This window comes from Sphingomonas arvum, assembly GCF_026013565.1.
GTDB classification, from domain to species: Bacteria; Pseudomonadota; Alphaproteobacteria; order Sphingomonadales; family Sphingomonadaceae; genus Sphingomicrobium; species Sphingomicrobium arvum.
On sequence record NZ_JAPDOB010000001.1, the window covers coordinates 797,454 to 816,061 of the forward strand.

Below are 18,608 nucleotides of genomic sequence, written 5' to 3' on the forward strand. Positions count from 1 at the left end.
CATCGCCGAACCCCTGTCAGGAGCCTCCACCCGATGGCCAGTCCTTCCCCCTTGTCCGCGCCCCAGCCAAAGGGTGCGACGGGAGTCCTGGTGTTCGCGGACGGGCGGGTGGCCTGGGGACAGGGCTTCGGCGCCGAGGGCGAGGCGGTCGGCGAGCTGTGCTTCAACACCGCCATGACCGGCTATCAGGAGGTGATGACCGATCCTTCCTATGCGCGGCAGGTGGTGGCGTTCACCTTTCCGCACATCGGCAATGTCGGCGCCAATGACCAGGACGTGGAGGCGGACGACCCGCATGCGCTCGGCTGCATCGTGCGGGAGGCGGTGACGTCACCGTCGAACTTCCGGTCCCAGGTGGACTTTCCCGAGTGGATGAAGCGGCACGGCCGGATCGGCCTGGCCGGGCTGGACACGCGGGCGCTGACGCGGCTGGTGCGGCGCGAGGGGCCGCCGACGGTAGTGATGGCACACCGGGCGGACGGGAAGTTCGATGTTGCGGCGTTGCGCCGACAAGCGGCGGAATGGCCGGGGCTGGAGGGCATGGACCTGGCCAAGGAGGTCAGCCGCGAGCAGCTGGAGCATTGGTCGGGGGGCGCGTGGGACATCGAGCTTGGCTATGGCGACTCGCCCCTGCCGCACGCCGGCGGTGAGCCGGCGCGGCCGCACGTGGTGGCGATCGACTATGGCTCCAAGCGCAACATCTTCCGCTCGCTGGTCGAGGCCGGGGCACGGGTGACGATCCTGCCGGCGACCGCCACCTTCGAGGAGGTGATGGCGCACCAGCCGGACGGCTTCTTCCTGAGCAACGGCCCAGGCGATCCGGCCGCGACAGGGGAATATGCCATTCCAGTCATCAAGCAGATGCTGAAGACGGGCAAGCCGCTGTTCGGCATCTGCCTGGGGCATCAGCTGTTGGCGCTGGCGGTCGGCGGCCAGACAGCTAAGATGTTCCAAGGGCATCGCGGGGCCAATCATCCGGTGAAAAGGCTTGCGGACGGCGCGGTCGAGATCACGAGCATGAACCACGGCTTCGCGGTGTCGCGCGAGCTGCCCGCGGGGGTGCGCGAGACGCACGTGTCGCTGTTCGACGGCAGCAATTGCGGCATTGAGCTGGAGGGTCGGCCGGCGTTCAGCGTGCAGTATCATCCGGAGGCGAGCCCGGGGCCGCAGGATAGCTTCTACCTGTTCGAGCGGTTCGTGGGGATGATGCGGTGATTTCAGACAATCTGGTGATGGAAGGCACGGGAGTTCGGCCGGCAGGCTTCATCTACGTTGCATGGCACCCGCTTCAGACGGAGCTTTATACTAAGATTGGATACACGCTGTGGCATCCAAGACGAGCTTGCTGGAAGTACAAGAACGGCAAGAAGCGCTTGCACGACGTTGAGAAGTATCTGGAGGCTTTCGGCTTCGGACCGCTGCAGGATTGGTGCTCAGACTTCCATTCTGATGCCGAGAGGGTTGAGCAGAAGGTCCGGGCACGCATTGCAAATCTGCAACGACGAAACGTCGGCCGAAACCAGGAGGTCTACGAGATTGATCCTAACCAGCTCCGTAACCTGATTGAGAAAGAGATGAATGCCTAAACGCACAGACATTTCGTCCATCCTCATCATCGGCGCTGGGCCGATCGTCATCGGGCAGGCCGCGGAGTTCGATTATTCGGGCTCCCAGGCAGTCAAGGCGCTGAAGGCCGAGGGGTACCGCGTGATCGTGGTCAACTCGAACCCGGCGACGATCATGACCGATCCGGAAGGCGCGGACGCGACCTATATCGAACCGGTCACGCCGGAGATCGTCGCCAGGATCATCGAGGCGGAGCGACCGGATGCGCTGCTGCCGACGATGGGCGGGCAGACGGCGCTGAACACGGCGCTGGCGCTCTACAAGGACGGGACGCTGGACCGGCTCGGCGTCGAGCTGATCGGGGCCAACGCGGCGGCGATCGAGAAGGCGGAGGACCGGCAGAAGTTCCGGGACGCGATGGACCGGATCGGGCTGGAGTCGCCTAAGTCCGCCATCGTCCACTCGGTCGAGGAGGCCGTGGCGGCGCTCGACGAGGTCGGGCTGCCGGCGGTGATCCGGCCGAGCTTCACGCTGGGCGGGACCGGCGGCGGCATCGCCTACAATCGCGAGGAATATCTCGCCATCGTGAAGTCGGGGCTGGAGGCCTCGCCGACGACCGAGGTGCTGATCGACGAGAGCGTGGTCGGGTGGAAGGAATATGAGATGGAGGTGGTCCGCGACCGTGCGGACAACGCCATCATCATCTGCTCGATCGAGAACGTCGACCCGATGGGCGTGCACACGGGGGATTCGATCACCGTCGCGCCGGCTCTGACGCTGACCGACAAGGAATATCAGCGGATGCGGTCGGCGAGCATCGCCGTGCTGCGCGAGATCGGGGTGGAGACGGGCGGGTCCAACGTCCAGTTCGCGGTCGATCCGAAGACTGGCCGCATGCTGGTGATCGAGATGAACCCGCGCGTGTCGCGGAGCTCGGCGCTGGCGAGCAAGGCGACCGGCTTTCCGATCGCGAAGGTCGCGGCGCGGTTGGCGGTCGGCTATACGCTGGACGAGATCGCCAACGACATCACGGGCGGAGCGACGCCGGCGAGCTTCGAGCCGACGATCGACTATGTCGTGACGAAGATCCCGCGCTTCACGTTCGAGAAGTTCAAGGGCGCGTCGAACAACCTGTCCACCGCGATGAAGTCGGTCGGCGAGGTGATGGCGATCGGGCGGAGCTTCGCGGAGAGCCTGCAGAAGGCGCTGCGTGGACTGGAGATCGGGCTGACCGGGCTCGATCGGGTGCGCAATCTAGAGAATGCGTCGCCGGACGAGATTGCGGCGGCGCTGGCCAATCCGACGCCGGATCGCTTGCTTGTCGCCGCCGAGGCGCTGCGCCACGGCTTTACGATCGAGAAGATCAACGAGATCGCGGGCTTCGATCCGTGGTTCCTGGAGCGGCTTGCGGAGATCGTGCGGGCCGAGGGGCAGGTGCGGGCGTTCGGGCTGCCCAACGATGCGGCCGGCGTACGGCGGCTGAAGGGCATGGGCTTCAGCGACGCACGGCTGGCGCAACTGTCGCTGCGCTCGACCGGCATGGACCGGGAGATGGGCGAGCTGCAGGCGCGCGGGCGCGGGATCGTCCATGCGGCGATGCGGGCGATGACCGGCGGCGTAACCGAGTGGGAGGTGCGGCAGCACCGGTTGAAGCTGGGCGTCAGGCCGGTGTTCAAGCGCATCGACAGCTGCGCGGCCGAGTTCGATGCGTCGACGCCGTATCTTTATTCGACCTACGAGGCGCCGCTGTTCGGCGAGCCCGAGGACGAGACGGAGGTGACCGACGCGCGCAAGGTGGTGATCCTGGGCGGAGGACCGAACCGGATCGGGCAGGGCATCGAGTTCGATTATTGCTGCTGCCACGCGGCCTTCGCGCTGCGCGACGCGGGGCTGCAAACGGTGATGATCAACTGCAATCCGGAGACGGTCTCGACCGACCCCGACACGTCCGACCGGCTCTATTTCGAGCCGCTTACGGGCGAGGACGTGCTGGAGATCGTCACTCGGGAGCAGGAGAAGGGGCAACTGCTGGGCGTGATCGTGCAGCTGGGCGGGCAGACGCCGCTGAAGCTCGCGGCGGGGCTGCAGGATGCGGGCGTGCCGATCCTGGGCACTAGCCCGGACAGCATCGACCTGGCCGAGGATCGCGAGCGGTTCGCGGCCCTGGTTTCGCGGCTGCGGCTGATGCAGCCGGAGAACGGCATCGCGCGCAGCCGGGACGAGGCGATCACGGTCGCGGAGCGGATCGGCTATCCGGTGCTGCTGCGGCCGAGCTACGTGCTTGGCGGCCGGGCGATGGAGGTGGTCGACGGGCCGGCGCAGCTGGACAATTACATCGCCACGGCGGTGGAGGTGTCGGGATCGTCGCCGGTGCTGATCGACCGGTACCTGCGCGACGCGGTTGAAGTCGATGTCGACGCCATTTGTGACGGGACCGACGTGGTGGTCGCGGGCGTGCTCGAGCATATCGAAGAGGCCGGCGTCCATTCGGGCGACAGCGCCTGCTCCATACCGCCGCACAGCTTGCCAGCCGAGATCGTGGCCGAGATCGAGCGGCAGACGCGCGCACTAGCGTTGGAGCTGAAGGTCCGCGGGCTGATGAACGTGCAGTTCGCGGTCAAGGGCGGCCAGGTGTACCTGATCGAGGTTAACCCGCGCGCCAGCCGCACGGTGCCGTTCACCGCCAAGGCGATCGGCGTGCCCGTTGCAAAGATCGCGGCTCGGGTGATGGCAGGCGAGAAGCTGGCCGACCTGCCCAAGCTCAGGCGGCCGCAGGGCTATGTCGCGGTCAAGGAAAGCGTGTTCCCGTTCGCCCGCTTTCCCGGCACCGACCCGGTGCTTGGGCCGGAGATGAAGTCCACCGGCGAAGTGATGGGCATCGACCGCGAGTTCGACATTGCGTTTGCCAAGAGCCAGATCGGAGCGGGCGTGAAGCTGCCGGACGGTGGCACCCTGTTCGTGTCCGTCAAGAACAGCGACAAGGAACTGGTGGTGCCGGCGGTCGAGCAGATGGTGGCGCTCGGCTTCGAGGTGATCGCCACGTCGCGCACGGCCGACTACCTGCGCGGGCGCGGGCTGCCGGTCACAACGGTGAACAAGGTGGCGCAGGGGCGGCCGCATATCGTCGACCGGATCGTCGACGGCGATGTGACCCTGGTGTTCAATACGACAGAGGGCTGGCAGAGCCTGAAGGACAGCGAGTCCATCCGCGCGACAGCGCTCAATCGCAAGGTGCCCTATTTCACCACCGTGTCCGCCAGCGTCGCGGTCGCGCGGGCGATCGGGGCCGTGCGGGGGCGTTCGCTTGAAGTCCGGTCGTTGCAGTCCTATTATTCCGGCCTCGAAAGTTAAACCTCCCATGAACCCGCTCGCATGGGCGCTACCGGTGACGGTCGGCGCGGCGGGCGGATTTGATTGAGAACAGAAGGACGGAAAAGCGCGATGGCGAGCGACAAGGTGCCGATGCTGGCCGAAGGCTACCGGCAGCTCGAAGAGGAGCTGAAGCGCCTCAAGACCGAGCGGCCGGAGGTGGTCGACGCCATCGAGGAGGCGCGGGCGCACGGCGACCTCAGCGAGAACGCCGAATATCACGCGGCCAAGGAACGGCAGGGCCAGATCGAGGCGCATATCGCCGACATCGAGGACCGGCTGGCGCGTGCGCTGGTGATCGACCCGACCACGCTATCCGGCGACAAGGTCGTGTTCGGCGCCACCGTCAGCCTGAAGGACGAGGATGACAAGCCGGTCCGCTATCAGCTGGTCGGCCAGCAGGAGGCGGACGCCAAGGTCGGGCGGATCAGCTACAACTCGCCGCTGGGCCGCGCGCTGATCGGGCGGCAGGTCGGCGAGGAGGTGGAGGTGACCACCCCGTCGGGCGATCGCTATTACGAGATCGAGCGGATCGAGTTCGTTTGAGGGTGAGCCTCCTCAAGGGCGTACCGTGCGGTCCGCCCCTCGACTTCGCTGCGTTTAGTGCGGGACGAGCGGTGGTCGGGCGATGACCTCGTACCTGCGTTCGCCGACCGTCGCCATTGCGGCGATAACGGTGCTGGTCTCGCTGATCATTACGGTTGGTGGGCTGGAAGGCCTCGCGGCGGGGCAGATGGGGTTCATTCCCGCGCGGCTGTCGGCCGACTGGAGCCCCGCGGCGCTGCTGACGATGTTCAGCTGTACTTTGGTGCACGGCGGCATGCTGCACCTGTTCCTCAACATAGTCATGCTGCTGCTGACCGGCGTTGCCGTGGAGCGGGTGCTGGGACCGGCGGGGCTGGTCGTCATCTACTTGGTGAGTGCGGTCACGTCGGCGTTGGCGCAGTGGAGCGTGGATCCGGCCAGCATCGTGCCGGTGATCGGGGCCAGCGGAGCGATCAGCGGCGTGGTCGGCGCCTATGCCCTGAGTTTCGGCAGGGTGAAACGGATCAGCTCAAGCCCACGGCTCAACCGGTTCGTGCACATCCTGTGGCTGGCGGCGGCGTGGACCGTGCTGCAGATCGCGGTCGGGTTCACGGCCGGAACCAATGGCATGCTGCTGGCGACGCCGGCGCATGTCGGGGGCTTCGTCACCGGGCTGCTGTTGCAACGGCCGTTGCTGTTGTGGCGGTACCGGCGGGCATGACGCCCTGACGGGCTAGGCCTGCTGGACGTCCGGTTCGAGCAGGCGGTGCAGGTGCACCACGACATACTTCATCTCGGCATCGTCGACCGTACGCTGGGCGCTGGCGCGCCAGGCGTCCTCAGCATCGGCATAGTTTTCATAGATGCCGACGATGTCGATTGCCTTGAGATCGGTAAAGTCGAGGCCCTGCGGATCCTTCACGCGGCCGCCGAATACGAGGTGGAGCTTGCTCATGATGGCGGCGCCGATAGCAGGAGGGCCGGGGAAAGGGAACGCTCGTTCCGAGCCGGCTGAAGTCGAAGGGCCTGGAAACATGCCCTTCGACTTCGCTTTGGTCCGCTCAGAACAAGCGGGCGTTCAGTCAGCTGTTGGAGCTGCCCGACGACGAGCTGCTGCTGCCGCTGGCGCCGAAGAACTCGCGAACCTTGTCGCCGGCCATTTCGTCGAAGCGCTGCTTGGCCATCTCACGGCCGCGCTCGATCGCGCCGCTGCTGGCGGTGTTGAGCTTGCTGCCGAGCGGCTGGAGCAATTCGCGCTCCTTGCTGCTGGTTGGGAGCACGGCGCCGAGCACCGCACCAAGCGCCGCGCCGGCGCCAAGGGCGATCAGCGGCGAGTTGTCGATCTGGCCCGAAGCGGACGAGCCGAGGTTGGCGAAGCGGCCGCTGCTGCTGCTGCTGCTGCTGCTGCTGTAGTCGGTGGCCTTGTAGTCGGTCTTCGAGTCGAAGTTCTCGGTCTGGTTACGCTTGGCCATTTACCTGTCCTCCTCGGCGTAGGCGCGGGTGCGCCGGCCATTGGTTTCGTATGTGTCCTCGTTACCCCGCCACCACCGCGCCAGGCCGCGGAACAGCGGCTTGCGGGCGATCAGCAGGGCGGTGGCGCCGGCAATTCCGGCGACCATCGCGGGCTTTTCCTTGACGGCGGTGACGGTGTCGTCCGCCACCACGATGCTCTTGTCCTTGGCGGCCTGGACGGCGTGGCCGGCGAGGGTCTTGGGCGCGAGCCGCGCCTTGGCTTCCTCGACGGTGCCCATCAGCCGGGCCTTGGCCGCATCGGCCTCGCCCCGGGCCTGGGCGATCCGAACCTGGTGTGCGTCGGTCACTTGCCGCTCTCCTTCATCTTGGCGATGCCGGAGTAGGCGAGGTAGCCGAGCACGCCGGCGACGGCGCCCAGGATCACCACGGTCAAGAGGCCCGCAAGCGCGTCGTTCATCACCTGCGCCAAAGCGACCCAGATGAGCGCACAGACGGCGAGAAAAGCCGCATGGGCGAAGAGCAGGGCCGCGACGCCGTAGATGACCGGCATCTTCAGCTGCGCGGCCTTTTCCGTGCCGAGCGTCTTCACATAGGCGACCTCGGCCTGGGCGTAGGCCTTGCCGTCGTTCACCAGCCGGTGAACCAGGTCGCCGATGCTTTCCTCACCGCCGTTCGGCGGCGTTGCGGGCTTGAGCATGGCCGCTACGCCTTCGGCTGGGTTCTGCCGGCAAGCGAGCCGCCAGTACCGCCCGTGGTGCCGGTCGACGCGCCGCCGCTGGTGGCGCCGGTCAACGAGCTGGCGCCCGTGCTAACGCTGGTCGAGCTGCCACCGGTGCTGCCTGCCGACGAGCTGCCGCCGGTGCTGCGCATGGACGAGCTGTCGCTCGACGTGCCGGTGCTGCCCGAGGCGCTTTCCGAGATGCCGGCGCGCAGCAGGCGGGCGAGGCCGAAGCCGATGATCGCCGCCGCACCAAGAGCCACGCTCGGGCTCTTGCGGACGATGCCGCGGACGTCGTCGACCAGCTCGTCCGGATCCTTGTTCTCGAGCGTGGTGGCATAACGCTGGATGGTCTGGCTCGCGGTGCGGGCGTAGTCGGCGTACTGCGGCCCGAGCCGCTCGCCGATCTGCTCCACCGTGTCCTCGATGATTCCGGCGACATTGCCGAGGGTCGCCGAGCTGCTGGTCAGGCCCTGGCCGACGAAGCCGCGCGCGCGGCTGGTCGCCTCGTCCTTGGCCTTGGTGCCAGCAGTCGAGATAATGCCGCGGATGCCGGACTTGTTGCTGCCGTCGCTGCCGCCGCCGCTGCCGGTCGTGTCTCCGCCACCGGAGCCCGAGCCGCCGGAGCCGCCGCCCAGGCTGCGGCCCTGATCTGTGGTCTGGCCGGTGATCAGGCTGTCGGTGCCCGTGTCGCCTGCGGTCATGCTGGTCCGGCCGCCGGTTGAGTTGGTAGCGGTGGACGGGCTGCCGCCCTGGTTGACGGTGCCGCTGCGGCCGGCGGTGCCGCCGCTGCCGCCCGTTCCGCCGCCTTCGATCACGGCGTCGGTGCCTTCCGGCAACCCATTGTTCGTGCTGGCCATGTGGCTCTCCCTGCTACGAGTTGTTGGTTTCAGCCCAAAGAACCCGGGAGCGAGACGCCCGTTCCGATACGGGCGGCGAATGTTGCCGCCGCCGCGACGCACCGATACAGGCGCGCACATCTACTCCATTCCTCCAGCGGAGAAAATCGTTCCATGACCGCAATCATCGACGTCCATGCTCGCCAGATCCTCGACAGCCGCGGCAACCCGACGGTGGAGGTCGACGTCACGCTGGAGGACGGCAGCCTGGGCCGGGCAGCGGTGCCGTCGGGCGCGTCGACTGGCGCGCATGAAGCGGTGGAGCTGCGTGACGGCGACAAGAGCCGCTGGGGCGGCAAGGGCGTGAGCAAGGCGGTGGAAGCGGTGAATGGCGACATCGCGGAGGCGATCGTCGGCATGGAAGCGGAAGACCAGGAGGAGGTCGACGCCGAACTGCTCCACCTCGATGGGACGGACAACAAGAGCCAGTTGGGCGCCAACGCGATCCTGGGCGTCAGCCTGGCGGTGGCCAAGGCGGCGGCGGATGCGCGCGGCCTGCCGCTGTACCGCTACGTCGGCGGGGTGTCGGCCAGCCTGCTGCCGGTGCCGATGATGAATATCCTCAATGGCGGCGCCCATGCCGACAACCCGATCGACTTTCAGGAATTCATGATCATGCCGGTCGGCGCGGACAGCTTTGCCGAAGGGCTGCGTTGCGGGGCGGAGATCTTCCACGCGTTGAAGAGCAAGCTGCACGGCGCCGGTCTGTCGACCGCGGTCGGTGACGAGGGCGGGTTTGCCCCGGCGATCGAGTCGCCTCGCCAGGCGCTGGACTTCATCGGCGAGGCGACCGCTGCGGCCGGCTATTCCCTTGGCAGCGACGTGCTGATCGCGCTCGACTGCGCGGCGACCGAGTTCTTCAGCGACGGCCAGTATCGGCTCGGGCAGAAGGAAGGCCGCTCGGGCGGCGATGCGCGCAACCTGTCGTCGGACGAGATGGCGGCGTTCCTGGCCGAGCTGTGCCGCGATTACCCGATCGCCTCCATCGAGGACGGCATGGGCGAGGACGACATGGCCGGGTGGAAGGCGCTGACCGATCAGGTCGGCGACCGCGTCCAGCTGGTCGGCGACGACCTGTTCGTGACCAACGTCAAGCGGCTGGGCCAGGGGATCGCTGACGGCATCGCCAATTCGATCCTGATCAAGGTCAACCAGATCGGCTCGCTGACCGAGACCATCGCGGCCGTGCGCATGGCGCAGCAGAGCGGCTATACGGCGGTGATGAGCCACCGGTCGGGCGAGACGGAAGACTCGACCATCGCCGACCTCGCCGTTGCGCTCGACTGCGGGCAGATCAAGACGGGCAGCCTGGCCCGCTCGGACCGGACGGCCAAGTACAACCAGCTGCTGCGGATCGAGGAAGAGCTGGGCATGACCGCGCGCTACGCCGGCTGCGCGGCACTCAAGGCCTATCGCGGCTGAGCCAATTGGGCGCTAGCTTCGCGCCCATGTACCGCTTCGACTGTTTCCAGCTGAGTCCCGCTGAGCGCCAGTTGCGCCGCGACGGGGCGCCGGTCGAACTGAGCGGGCGCTACCTCGATGCGCTTAGCCTGCTGGTGAGCGAGCCGGGCAAGCTGGTCACCAAGGATCGGTTCATGGCCGAGGTGTGGCGCGGCGTGCCGGTGACGGACGAAGCGCTGACCCAGTGCGTCCGGACGCTTCGGCGGGTGCTGGGCGACGAGGCGGCGCGGCCGCGGTTCATCGAGACGGTGCCCAAGCACGGCTATCGGTTCATCGCGGCGGTCGAGCAGGGCGGCGAAGCCGGTGCGCCCGCGTCGGAGCGGTGGTCGGCATTCGGCCGGACGGCGCTGGCGGGAACGCTGGGCGGGACGGCGGCGGGCGCGATCGGCGGGCTGGTTTACGGGTTGGCCGCGGCAGGCGAGCCGCGCGAGGCGGGCATGGGCACCTTGTCGGTGCTGCTGGTCATCTCGGTGGTGACCGCCGTTGTGGCGCTGGTCGGCGCGGCGGGCGTCAGTCTGGGCTTGGCGCTTGGCGAGCGCCGGCTGGGCGGGCGCGGCGCGGGTACGGTGGTCGGCGCCGCGCTCGGCGGCCTGGTGGTTGGGGCGGTGGTGAAACTGCTGGGCCTGGACGCCTTCACCCTGCTGGTTGGCCGCTCGCCCGGCGCGATCACCGGGGCGTTCGAAGGCGCGCTGCTGGGGTGCGGCGTGGGTCTGGGTGTCTATCTGGCGAGAGCCGCAAGCATCCGCCGCTCGGCGGCACTGGGCGCGTTGACGGGCGGCGGGGCCGGGCTGGCGGTCGGCCTCCTTGGTGGGCGGCTGATGGGGGGCAGCCTGGCATTGCTCGGCACGCAGATGCCCGGTTCACGCCTGTCGCTCGACGGGTTCGGCCGGATGATGGGCGAGCAGGGCTTCGGATCGACGGCGACAACCGTCACCGGCACCTTGGAAGGCATGCTGTTCGGCGCGTGTATCGCCGGCGCCCTTGCCTTGGCGGAGCGCCGGCTGGACCGAGCGCCTACTTCTTGGGTGGCGTGACCACGACGTCGCGCAGCTGGGGCTGCGCCGCGGGATCGGTGCTGCGGGCGGCGCTGGCCTGCTGGCGCAGCCGGTCGATCGCGGCGTTCGCAGCAGGCTGCCAGTTGTCGCAGCTGCTGGCGCGCACGGCCTGCTCGACCTCGGCGCGATGGTCGTAGGCGTAGCGCAGCTGCTCGGCATGGCGAGCGTCGAGCTGCGCCAGGTAGCTGTTCCAGTTGGCCAGCACCGCCGGCGGCGTGGCCGGGTCGGGGACCAAGTGCGGCAGCGTCGCTTCACCCGTGAAATTGGTGGTGACAGCGGTGATGGCGCACTTGGATCCGGTGCGAGTGACCTGCGTGCCGACCTTGATCGACCAGCCGGAGGTCGCCGGGACCGGGCGGCCGGTTGACTGATTCATCGGCGCAGCGGCGGTCAGCGACTGAAGAATCTCGCGGATGGTCTTGCCGCGCACGTCGTAGGTGCGGATGGTCACGCCCGGAATGGACGCGAGGCCGGACCCGGCGACGGAGGGCGCGGGCTGGGCCTGGGCGAAAGCGGCGAGCGCAAGCAGGGTCATCATGGGGACGGCAATCCTTGTCGTGTGCGCAGGGCTAATGACCTCAGCCGCGGCGAGGTTCCCCGGCATCGTTAGCAGCGATGCTGGCCGGGCCGAACATCTGCGGCATGGCCAGCGCGTCGAAGCCGTACGGATCGGGCCGGAACACGACTCCGTTCGCGTCCGCCTGAACGGTCAGGTAGGTCATGTAGATCGGCACCGCGCGCGGCAGCGGCAGGACCTGTTCGGGCTGGCCGGTGACCGGCGGCGGCGCGCCGAACACCCACGAGGCGAAGCGCTGATAGTCTTCCAACCGGACGCAGCCGTTCGATAGGTGACGCTCGTCAGCCGCGAACAGCTCCTTGTGCGGGCTGTCGTGGAGGTAGATGCCGAAGTCGTTCGGCATCTCGAACTTCATGGCACCCATCGAATTCCACGGTCCGGGCTTCTGCCGGACCATGACGTTCGTGCCCTTGGTCGCGACCGCGCGCCAGTTGATCGTCTTGGGATCCACCGGCTGCGGGTTAGGACCCCAATCGGACAGCACCTCGTAGTGGAAGTCGCGGAAATAGGTCAGGCCCTGTTCCTTGACCTTCTTGGCGGTCAGGCTGCGGATCAGCTCGGGCGGCACGTGCCAATAGGGATTGGCCTTGGCGTTGCGCATCAGCACGGCCATCATCGGCGTCTTGGTCTTGGTCGAACCAACCACCGCGCGCATGCCGTCGACCGGGCGGTCGCGGTCGAACAGGGTCAGCTGCGCGGCGCCGCTGTCGACTACCACGTAACGGTTGAAGGTGCCGGTGGTCGGCAGGCGGTACGCCCGCTCCATGTTGATGGCGATGCGGCGCGCATAATAGCTGGAGCCGCGGTTGAGCGCCGCGATCGTCGCCTTGCCGGCAACGCCGTCAGGGTTGCCGAGGCCGTGCACCCGCTGGAAGGTCGCGACCGCCTGGCTGACGCCCGCGTCATAGCTGCCGATCGGGGTTAGGCCGAGGCGGGTGCGGAGCAGGCGCACGCGGTTGCCGGTGGCGCCGGGCTTCAGTGCTGCGCCCGACGGGATGGAGACCTGCGGCAGGCGGCCCCAGGTCGCCTGATACTGCTGCAAGCCGCGGGCCAGGTCGAAGAAGACCGGGTTGGGCGCGTTGCGGCGGGCGCTCGCGGGATTGAAGATGCGCGACAGCCAGTTCTGCGGCCGCTGCTTGCGGCGCGCCACCGTGCTCATCTGCGGATCGACATAGACGAAGTCGATGCCCTGCTTGATCGCGCGGGGCACCGCGACCGGCTCGTCGCCCCGCGGTTCGGCCGCTACGAGCGGAGTGGTGGCCAGCAGCGCCGCGACGCCGAACGCATAAGTGATCTTAGCCTGCACGCATCATCGCGCCGCCCGAGCCGCGCGCTCCCGTTGTGAACAGATATGGTGAACCTATTGGCAAATCGGCCATGTCGCGAGCCTGAACGCGCGGATCGCGGTTCGGTTCGCTGCCGCATCGATCTTCAAGAAGCTAAGTGGCTTGTGTCCGCTTACGACCCATTGCGGACATTAGGGACTTCAGCGACCTTCGGTGCCATGAAACAGAAGAGCGAAGCGGAAGCAGTAGCTGAGGCTGCTCGCCACTCTACCGGCAACCGGCAGGAAGTTGAGGGAAGCAAATACGCAGGCTGCCTGTCCTGCTGCGCGAAGTTCGACACTAAGGAGATCGCCAACTGGCGAGACGAATGGAACTCGCCGGAGAAGCAAAACAGGGTGAAGCGGTGGACGGCTATCTGCCCGCGATGCGGCAAGCCGACGGTGATTGGCAGTTCCACGGGGCTGCTCGACGATCAAGCTTACCTACTCATCCTGAATCACTTTCTTACAAAGCAACCCACGAAGCGCCGCTGAAATCCGCTTTCCACCCATTGCGGACATCAGGAGGCGCAGCCAAACTCCCCTCCATGTCTGTCATCGATGGAAATCTGCTCGCCCAGCTTCCGCTTAGCGAAATCGCCAAGGTGACCTTCTACAAGCGGGACGAACTCACTACGGACCTAATCTGCGTTGACGTGCTGGTCGGTGAGCAGGTGTGGACGTTCCATGAGGAACTCGGCGGATGGGATGCCCTCATCGGCCACCTAGAGAGGCTCCCGACCTTTGATGACGGTTGGTTTGCAGCCGTGTCCCAACCGGCTTTCGTGGCCAACGTGACGGTCGCTTTCAGCCGTCGCTGAATGTCCGGAACCCACCCAGTGCGGTCGTTAGCCGCTTGGATAGGCCGTGGTGAACTTCACCCGCTCCATGGCGAAGTTGCTGGTGACGTTCTTCAACGGCACGGCGGCGATCAGGCGGCGGTAGAAGTCGTCGAAGTGCGCCATGTCGCGGACCGCGACGCGGAGAAGGTAGTCCATCTCGCCAGCCATGCGGAAAATCTCCATGACTTCGGGCATGGGCGAAACCGTGTCGGTGAACTGCGCCAGCCAGTCCGGGCTGTGGTCCCGCGCCTCGATCCCGACGAACACGTGGAGGCCGAAGCCGACCGACTGCGGGTCGACCAGCGCAACCGTGCGCTCGATCACGCCGGCGGCCTTGAGCTTCTGGATGCGGCGCCAGCACGGAGTTGGCGAAAGGCCGACCTCCGACGCGATCTCTGCCACCGGCCGGTCGGCGTCCGCCTGGAGCAGGGCCAGGATGCGCGAGTCGGTCCGGTCCATGCTTCGCTTGTTCCTCGAATTGGAAGAAAGTTGCACATTGGCGTGCGGTGCGGGCTGGATCAATGCTATTTGCGTCACCCCTCTTTGCTGCATCGCAAAGGCTGAGTAGATGAGCCGCGTTCACCGGCGACGCGAGATCCTGGCGGAGCACGCAAGAATTTTCCAATTCTCGTCGATGAACACCCTTTGGAACTGACCCCGGCAGGGCAACTTGCCGGGGTCTTTTTTTGCATCCGTTGTTGCGCAGCCGGAGCGAAGGCCTTGCCAAGACTCCAAGCATCTGATTCTGTATCAATATGGGTGGGGCGGCACAAAAAGCTGGGACGATGGTGCGGCGCGCGGCGTTGCCGGCCTTGGCGCTCGTCATCATTGGCACCTTCGCCGGACACGCGGTGGCGGGTCCGAACGGCCTGCTGGCGCTCGGCGGCTATGCCCGTGACCTGAAGACCCGGCAGGGCGAGCTCGGCCAGCTCGAAGCGCAGCGTGAAGAGCTGCGGCACCGCTCGGCGCTGCTCGACCCGCGGAAGGCCGATCCGGACATGGCCGACGAGCTGGTCCGCTCGCAGCTGGGGCTGGTGCGGCCGGACGAGGTAATCGTTCCACTCGAGGACTAGGCCGCTCCCGCGATTAGAGATTTGCGGGGCAGCGGCGGCGCTCCTATAGGTCGCGCCCGATCCTGACCAACCCGAGGTTTTCAAGTGGCGCGTTCCGCGAAGCAGGCCGCTCAGCCGGCCGTCCCCCTGACGCCCAATCGCGAGCGTCCGCAAGAACCCAAGCGCTATGAGGCGAGCAAGGAGGAGTTGCTCGACTTCTACAAGCAGATGCTGCTGATCCGCCGCTTCGAGGAGCGGGCCGGCCAGCTGTACGGACTGGGGCTGATCGGCGGCTTCTGCCACCTGTACATCGGCCAGGAAGCAGTGGCCGTGGGGCTGCAGAGCGCGATGACGGTCGGCAAGGACAGCGTCATCACCGGCTATCGCGACCATGGCCACATGCTGGCCTACGGCATCGACCCCGAGGTGATCATGGCCGAGCTGACGGGCCGGGCGGCCGGCATCAGCAAGGGCAAGGGCGGGTCCATGCACATGTTCAGCGTGGAGCATGGCTTCTACGGCGGACACGGCATCGTCGGCGCGCAGGTCAGCCTGGGCACGGGCTTGGCGTTCAAGCACCAATACAGCGAGGACGGGGGCGTGTGCCTGACCTACTTCGGCGATGGCGCGGCCAACCAGGGCCAGGTGTACGAGAGCTTCAACATGGCCGAGCTGTGGAAGCTGCCGATCGTCTACGCGATCGAGAACAACCATTATGCGATGGGCACTAGCGTGGATCGGTCGGCGTCGGAGCCGGACTTCTACAAGCGCGGCGAGAGCTTCCGTATCCCAGGCATCCAGGTCGACGGGATGGACGTGCTGGCCGTGCGCGGCGCGGCGCAGGAGGCGCTGGAATGGACCAGGAGCGGCAAGGGCCCGATCATCCTTGAGCTCAAGACCTATCGCTATCGCGGCCACTCGATGAGCGATCCGGCCAAGTACCGGACGCGCGAGGAAGTGCAGAGCTACCGCGAGAACCAGGACCCGATCGACCGCGCCGGCAAGGAGCTGCAGGCGATGGGGGTTGCGGAGGACGAGCTGAAAGCCATCGACAAGGAGATCAAGGACATCGTGGTGCAGGCAGCCAAGTTCGCCGAGGACGCGCCGGAGCCCGAAGCGGCCGAGCTGGCGACCGACGTGCTGGTGGAGCGCTACTGATGGCTGTCGAACTGAAGATGCCGGCGCTGTCCCCGACCATGGAGGAAGGGACGCTGGCCAAGTGGCTGGTCAAGGAAGGCGACGCCGTGAAATCGGGCGACATCCTGGCCGAGATCGAGACCGACAAGGCCACCATGGAATATGAGGCGGTGGACGAGGGGACGATTTCCAAGATCCTGGTCGCCGAGGGCACGGACGGAGTGAAGGTCGGCACCGCCATCGCGCTGATGAACGGTGAGGGCGAGAGCGCTGCTCCCGGTGCGGCGCCGGCGGATACGACGGAAGCCGCGAGCCCGGCCGGTGCGCCGGGCGAGGCCGCTCCGCCGACCCCGTCCGACCAGCAGACGCAGGTCACGGGCGTGGAACTGCCGAAGCAGCAGCAACAGCCGGAGAGCGGGGCGCAGCAGCTGACCGCGGCCGCCGCGCAGACGCGGACCGATCCGCAGGTGCCGGCCGGGACGGCAACGCAGAACGTCACCGTGCGCGAGGCGCTGCGCGACGCCATGGCCGAGGAAATGCGCCGCGACGAGCGCGTGTTCGTGATGGGCGAGGAGGTCGCGCAGTACCAGGGCGCCTACAAGGTGACGCAGGGCCTGCTCGACGAGTTCGGACCCAAGCGGGTCGTCGACACGCCGATCACCGAATACGGTTTCGCGGGCCTGGGCTCGGGCGCGGCGATGGGCGGCCTGCGTCCGATCATCGAGTTCATGACGTTCAACTTCGCCATGCAGGCGATCGACCACATCATCAACTCGGCGGCCAAGACCAACTACATGTCGGGCGGCCAGATGCGCTGCCCGATCGTGTTTCGCGGCCCCAACGGCGCGGCCAGCCGCGTGGCCGCACAGCACAGCCAGAACTACGGGCCGTGGTATGCCAGCGTGCCGGGGCTGGTGGTGATCGCGCCTTATGACGCTGCCGACGCCAAGGGGCTCCTCAAGGCCGCGATCCGGTCGGAGGACCCGGTCGTTTTCCTGGAGAACGAGCTGCTCTACGGCCATCACTTCGACGTGCCGCAGGTGGACGACTGGGTGCTGCCGATCGGCAAGGCCCGGGTCATGCGCGAAGGCAAGGACGTGACGATCGTCAGCTACTCGATCGGGGTCGGCGTGGCGCTGGAAGCGGCCGAGACACTGGCCGGGCAGGGCATCGACGCCGAGGTGATCGACCTGCGCACGCTGCGCCCGCTCGACCGGCAGGCCGTGCTGACTTCGCTGGCCAAGACCAACCGGATGGTGGTGGTCGAAGAAGGCTGGCCGACCTGCTCCATCTCGTCCGAGATCATGGCGATCTGCATGGAGGAAGGGTTCGACGACCTCGATGCGCCAGTGATGCGGGTAACGGACGCGGACGTGCCGCTGCCTTATGCCGCCAACCTGGAGAAGCTGGCACTGATCAAGGCCGACGACGTGGTGCAGGCGACTAAGGCGGTCTGCTATCGCTGACACTGATCGCGAGCTCGTTCGGCTGCACTGGCCGCCCGAGCTGCGGCCGGCGTTCGACGCCCTGTTCGCGATCGACGATGCGATGGCCGAGGTGGTCGGCACCGCGCGCGAGCCGATGCTGGCGGCGATCAAGCTCGCCTGGTGGCGCGACAGCCTGGAGAAGCTCGACCATGAAGCCGCACCGGCCGAACCGCGCTTGCGGGCCGCAGCGAGGGAGCTGTTGCCGCGCGGGGTGAGCGGGTCCGCGTTGGCCGCGTTGGAAGATTGTTGGGCGGCGTTGCTGGAAGAGGCTCCGGACGAGGGCCGCCTACAGGCCCGCGGCGTGCTCCTGTTCAGTCTGGCGGCGCGGCTGCTGGGCGACAAAGGGGCGGGGCTTGGCCCGGCCGGACGGCTGTGGGCGGCCGCCGATCTCGCGCGCAAGTTCGGGCGGCCAATGCCGGCTGCGGCGGAGCTTTCGATCTCCGCAAGGCGGCTGCGCCCGCTCACCGCGCTGGCAGTACTGGCGAACCGCGATGCACGAGCCGGTGAGCCGGAGCCGGAGGCGACGCCGGCACGCGCGTGGGTGTTGCTGAAACACCGCATGACTGGGCGTTGACAACACACCAGCGCCAAGCCATTCGTTTCGCCGCCGAATCCGTAGCTTGAAAGAAGTCCATGGGACGTTTTTTCGCCGGAGTAGCGGCTTGTTTCCTGATGATGACCGGTGCCTTCCTGCTGTGGCAGGGGAGGGCCGCCGAACCAAAGGCCGCGGTCGATGCGCCATCCCCCGACACTGCGGTGCCCGTATCGCCGTTGCTAGCCAGCGCGCCGCTGCTGCGAGCACCGGAGGCCAGCCCGAAGTCGCGTGAGCAGCGCCGGTTCAGCCGCGCGGACAAGAACAGGGATGGGCGGATCGAGGCCGAGGAGATCTTCGCACCGCGCCGCAAGGCCTTCGCCAAGCTCGACAAGAACGGCAACGGCACGCTGAGCTTCGACGAATGGGCGGTGAAGACGCTGGACAAGTTCAACGGCGCCGATGGCGATCATTCGGGCTGGCTGACGGCGGCCGAGTACGCCACCACCGCGCCGCCGCCGCCCAAGCGCCGGAACACTTGCGCCTGCGGATGATTATTCGTCGGGGGCCCGCCCACGGGTGCGTTCCCGA

At 67.2% G+C, this 18,608-nt stretch carries 21 protein-coding genes; 13 read left to right on the forward strand and 8 right to left on the reverse strand.

Translation table 11 applies throughout. From position 1 onward, the window contains the following. Positions 1–33: 33 nt before the first annotated feature. From carA to OMW55_RS03925, 5 genes are all read left to right on the forward strand, one after another. Positions 34–1,215, forward strand: coding sequence for a glutamine-hydrolyzing carbamoyl-phosphate synthase small subunit (gene carA, locus OMW55_RS03905; protein WP_264880972.1), 1,182 nt, complete (start codon positions 34–36; stop codon positions 1,213–1,215). Beyond that, entirely contained in the window at positions 1,212–1,586 is a 375-nt protein-coding gene (locus OMW55_RS03910; RefSeq protein WP_264880974.1) for a GIY-YIG nuclease family protein, read from the forward strand. The genes carA and OMW55_RS03910 overlap by 4 nt, the downstream gene beginning before the upstream one ends. Next, positions 1,579–4,917 carry a carbamoyl-phosphate synthase large subunit gene (carB, locus tag OMW55_RS03915; protein ID WP_264880976.1) on the forward strand — a complete coding sequence of 1,113 codons (3,339 nt, stop codon included), beginning with the start codon at positions 1,579–1,581 and terminating at the stop codon, positions 4,915–4,917. Before OMW55_RS03910 ends, carB begins: the two co-directional genes overlap by 8 nt. Before the next feature lie 90 nt (positions 4,918–5,007). Then, positions 5,008–5,481, forward strand: a complete 474-nt coding sequence (greA, locus tag OMW55_RS03920) for a transcription elongation factor GreA (RefSeq protein ID WP_264880978.1) — start codon at positions 5,008–5,010, stop codon at positions 5,479–5,481. An 82-nt stretch (positions 5,482–5,563) separates the two neighbouring features. After that, positions 5,564–6,181, forward strand: coding sequence for a rhomboid family intramembrane serine protease (locus OMW55_RS03925; protein ID WP_264880979.1), 618 nt, complete (start codon positions 5,564–5,566; stop codon positions 6,179–6,181). Between the two features lie 12 nt (positions 6,182–6,193). Here the strand turns inward: OMW55_RS03925 and OMW55_RS03930 are convergent, their stop codons facing one another. The 5 genes from OMW55_RS03930 to OMW55_RS03950 form a co-directional block, all read right to left on the reverse strand. After that, complete coding sequence (locus OMW55_RS03930; RefSeq protein ID WP_264880981.1) at positions 6,194–6,415, reverse strand: DUF4170 domain-containing protein; 222 nt, start codon at positions 6,413–6,415, stop codon at positions 6,194–6,196. A gap of 127 nt (positions 6,416–6,542) precedes the next feature. Beyond that, positions 6,543–6,932, reverse strand: coding sequence for a hypothetical protein (locus OMW55_RS03935; protein WP_264880983.1), 390 nt, complete (start codon positions 6,930–6,932; stop codon positions 6,543–6,545). After that, the gene (locus OMW55_RS03940) at positions 6,933–7,280 is read right to left on the reverse strand and encodes a hypothetical protein (RefSeq protein ID WP_264880985.1); all 348 of its coding nucleotides are present in this window, start codon (positions 7,278–7,280) and stop codon (positions 6,933–6,935) included. It lies immediately after the preceding gene. Beyond that, the gene (locus tag OMW55_RS03945; RefSeq protein ID WP_264880986.1) at positions 7,277–7,630 is read right to left on the reverse strand and encodes a phage holin family protein; all 354 of its coding nucleotides are present in this window, start codon (positions 7,628–7,630) and stop codon (positions 7,277–7,279) included. Before OMW55_RS03945 ends, OMW55_RS03940 begins: the two co-directional genes overlap by 4 nt. A 5-nt stretch (positions 7,631–7,635) precedes the next feature. Continuing rightward, a complete protein-coding gene (locus OMW55_RS03950) occupies positions 7,636–8,511 on the reverse strand; it encodes a hypothetical protein (protein ID WP_264880987.1) in 876 nt (291 codons plus the stop codon). A gap of 153 nt (positions 8,512–8,664) precedes the next feature. On the opposite strand from OMW55_RS03950, the gene eno reads away from it, so the two are divergent. Together eno and OMW55_RS03960 are read left to right on the forward strand one after the other, a co-directional pair. Further along, positions 8,665–9,972 carry a phosphopyruvate hydratase gene (eno, locus tag OMW55_RS03955; protein WP_264880988.1) on the forward strand — a complete coding sequence of 436 codons (1,308 nt, stop codon included), beginning with the start codon at positions 8,665–8,667 and terminating at the stop codon, positions 9,970–9,972. A 26-nt stretch (positions 9,973–9,998) separates the two neighbouring features. Beyond that, positions 9,999–11,045 (forward strand): winged helix-turn-helix domain-containing protein, encoded by a 1,047-nt coding sequence (locus OMW55_RS03960; protein WP_264880989.1) that lies wholly within the window; start codon positions 9,999–10,001, stop codon positions 11,043–11,045. Here OMW55_RS03960 and OMW55_RS03965 read toward each other — a convergent pair. Together OMW55_RS03965 and OMW55_RS03970 are read right to left on the reverse strand one after the other, a co-directional pair. After that, on the reverse strand, positions 11,026–11,604 hold the full coding sequence (locus OMW55_RS03965; RefSeq protein WP_264880991.1) for a DUF922 domain-containing Zn-dependent protease: 579 nt from the start codon (positions 11,602–11,604) through the stop codon (positions 11,026–11,028). The genes OMW55_RS03960 and OMW55_RS03965 overlap by 20 nt on opposite strands. A gap of 40 nt (positions 11,605–11,644) precedes the next feature. Further along, positions 11,645–12,949, reverse strand: a complete 1,305-nt coding sequence (locus OMW55_RS03970; protein WP_264880993.1) for a L,D-transpeptidase family protein — start codon at positions 12,947–12,949, stop codon at positions 11,645–11,647. Between the two features lie 347 nt (positions 12,950–13,296). Between OMW55_RS03970 and OMW55_RS03975 the strand changes: the two genes are divergently transcribed. Further along, positions 13,297–13,788: a hypothetical protein gene (locus tag OMW55_RS03975; protein ID WP_264880995.1), complete on the forward strand. Its 492-nt coding sequence runs from the start codon at positions 13,297–13,299 to the stop codon at positions 13,786–13,788. A 27-nt stretch (positions 13,789–13,815) separates the two neighbouring features. Here OMW55_RS03975 and OMW55_RS03980 read toward each other — a convergent pair whose 3' ends face one another. Beyond that, a complete protein-coding gene (locus OMW55_RS03980; protein WP_264880997.1) occupies positions 13,816–14,268 on the reverse strand; it encodes an Lrp/AsnC family transcriptional regulator in 453 nt (150 codons plus the stop codon). 326 nt (positions 14,269–14,594) lie between these two features. Between OMW55_RS03980 and OMW55_RS03985 the strand changes: the two genes are divergently transcribed. The 5 genes from OMW55_RS03985 (at position 14,595) to OMW55_RS04005 (ending at position 18,571) form a co-directional block, all read left to right on the forward strand. Further along, positions 14,595–14,882, forward strand: coding sequence for an FtsB family cell division protein (locus OMW55_RS03985; RefSeq protein WP_264880999.1), 288 nt, complete (start codon positions 14,595–14,597; stop codon positions 14,880–14,882). Positions 14,883–14,966: 84 nt separating this feature from the next. Then, entirely contained in the window at positions 14,967–16,019 is a 1,053-nt protein-coding gene (gene pdhA, locus OMW55_RS03990; RefSeq protein WP_264881000.1) for a pyruvate dehydrogenase (acetyl-transferring) E1 component subunit alpha, read from the forward strand. Then, positions 16,019–17,464, forward strand: coding sequence for a pyruvate dehydrogenase complex E1 component subunit beta (locus OMW55_RS03995; protein WP_264881002.1), 1,446 nt, complete (start codon positions 16,019–16,021; stop codon positions 17,462–17,464). The genes pdhA and OMW55_RS03995 overlap by 1 nt, the downstream gene beginning before the upstream one ends. Positions 17,465–17,546: 82 nt before the next feature. Then, a complete protein-coding gene (locus tag OMW55_RS04000) occupies positions 17,547–18,059 on the forward strand; it encodes a hypothetical protein (protein WP_264881004.1) in 513 nt (170 codons plus the stop codon). A 59-nt stretch (positions 18,060–18,118) separates the two neighbouring features. After that, a complete protein-coding gene (locus OMW55_RS04005; protein ID WP_264881006.1) occupies positions 18,119–18,571 on the forward strand; it encodes an EF-hand domain-containing protein in 453 nt (150 codons plus the stop codon). Positions 18,572–18,608: the final 37 nt, after the last annotated feature.

Bases quoted from the DNA above. Each gene is read 5' to 3' on its own strand.
- OMW55_RS03995 (WP_264881002.1), top strand. From the start codon at position 16,019: ATGGCTGTCGAACTGAAGATGCCGGCGCTGTCCCCGACCATGGAGGAA.
- OMW55_RS03985 (WP_264880999.1), top strand. From the start codon at position 14,595: ATGGTGCGGCGCGCGGCGTTGCCGGCCTTGGCGCTCGTCATCATTGGC.
- OMW55_RS04000 (WP_264881004.1), top strand. From the start codon at position 17,547: ATGGCCGAGGTGGTCGGCACCGCGCGCGAGCCGATGCTGGCGGCGATC.
- OMW55_RS03960 (WP_264880989.1), top strand. From the start codon at position 9,999: ATGTACCGCTTCGACTGTTTCCAGCTGAGTCCCGCTGAGCGCCAGTTG.
- eno (WP_264880988.1), top strand. From the start codon at position 8,665: ATGACCGCAATCATCGACGTCCATGCTCGCCAGATCCTCGACAGCCGC.
- OMW55_RS03935 (WP_264880983.1), bottom strand. From the start codon at position 6,932: ATGGCCAAGCGTAACCAGACCGAGAACTTCGACTCGAAGACCGACTAC.
- OMW55_RS03930 (WP_264880981.1), bottom strand. From the start codon at position 6,415: ATGAGCAAGCTCCACCTCGTATTCGGCGGCCGCGTGAAGGATCCGCAG.
- OMW55_RS03950 (WP_264880987.1), bottom strand. From the start codon at position 8,511: ATGGCCAGCACGAACAATGGGTTGCCGGAAGGCACCGACGCCGTGATC.
- carA (WP_264880972.1), top strand. From the start codon at position 34: ATGGCCAGTCCTTCCCCCTTGTCCGCGCCCCAGCCAAAGGGTGCGACG.
- carB (WP_264880976.1), top strand. From the start codon at position 1,579: ATGCCTAAACGCACAGACATTTCGTCCATCCTCATCATCGGCGCTGGG.
- OMW55_RS04005 (WP_264881006.1), top strand. From the start codon at position 18,119: ATGGGACGTTTTTTCGCCGGAGTAGCGGCTTGTTTCCTGATGATGACC.
- OMW55_RS03945 (WP_264880986.1), bottom strand. From the start codon at position 7,630: ATGCTCAAGCCCGCAACGCCGCCGAACGGCGGTGAGGAAAGCATCGGC.
- OMW55_RS03975 (WP_264880995.1), top strand. From the start codon at position 13,297: ATGGAACTCGCCGGAGAAGCAAAACAGGGTGAAGCGGTGGACGGCTAT.
- OMW55_RS03925 (WP_264880979.1), top strand. From the start codon at position 5,564: ATGACCTCGTACCTGCGTTCGCCGACCGTCGCCATTGCGGCGATAACG.
- OMW55_RS03980 (WP_264880997.1), bottom strand. From the start codon at position 14,268: ATGGACCGGACCGACTCGCGCATCCTGGCCCTGCTCCAGGCGGACGCC.
- greA (WP_264880978.1), top strand. From the start codon at position 5,008: ATGGCGAGCGACAAGGTGCCGATGCTGGCCGAAGGCTACCGGCAGCTC.
- OMW55_RS03965 (WP_264880991.1), bottom strand. From the start codon at position 11,604: ATGATGACCCTGCTTGCGCTCGCCGCTTTCGCCCAGGCCCAGCCCGCG.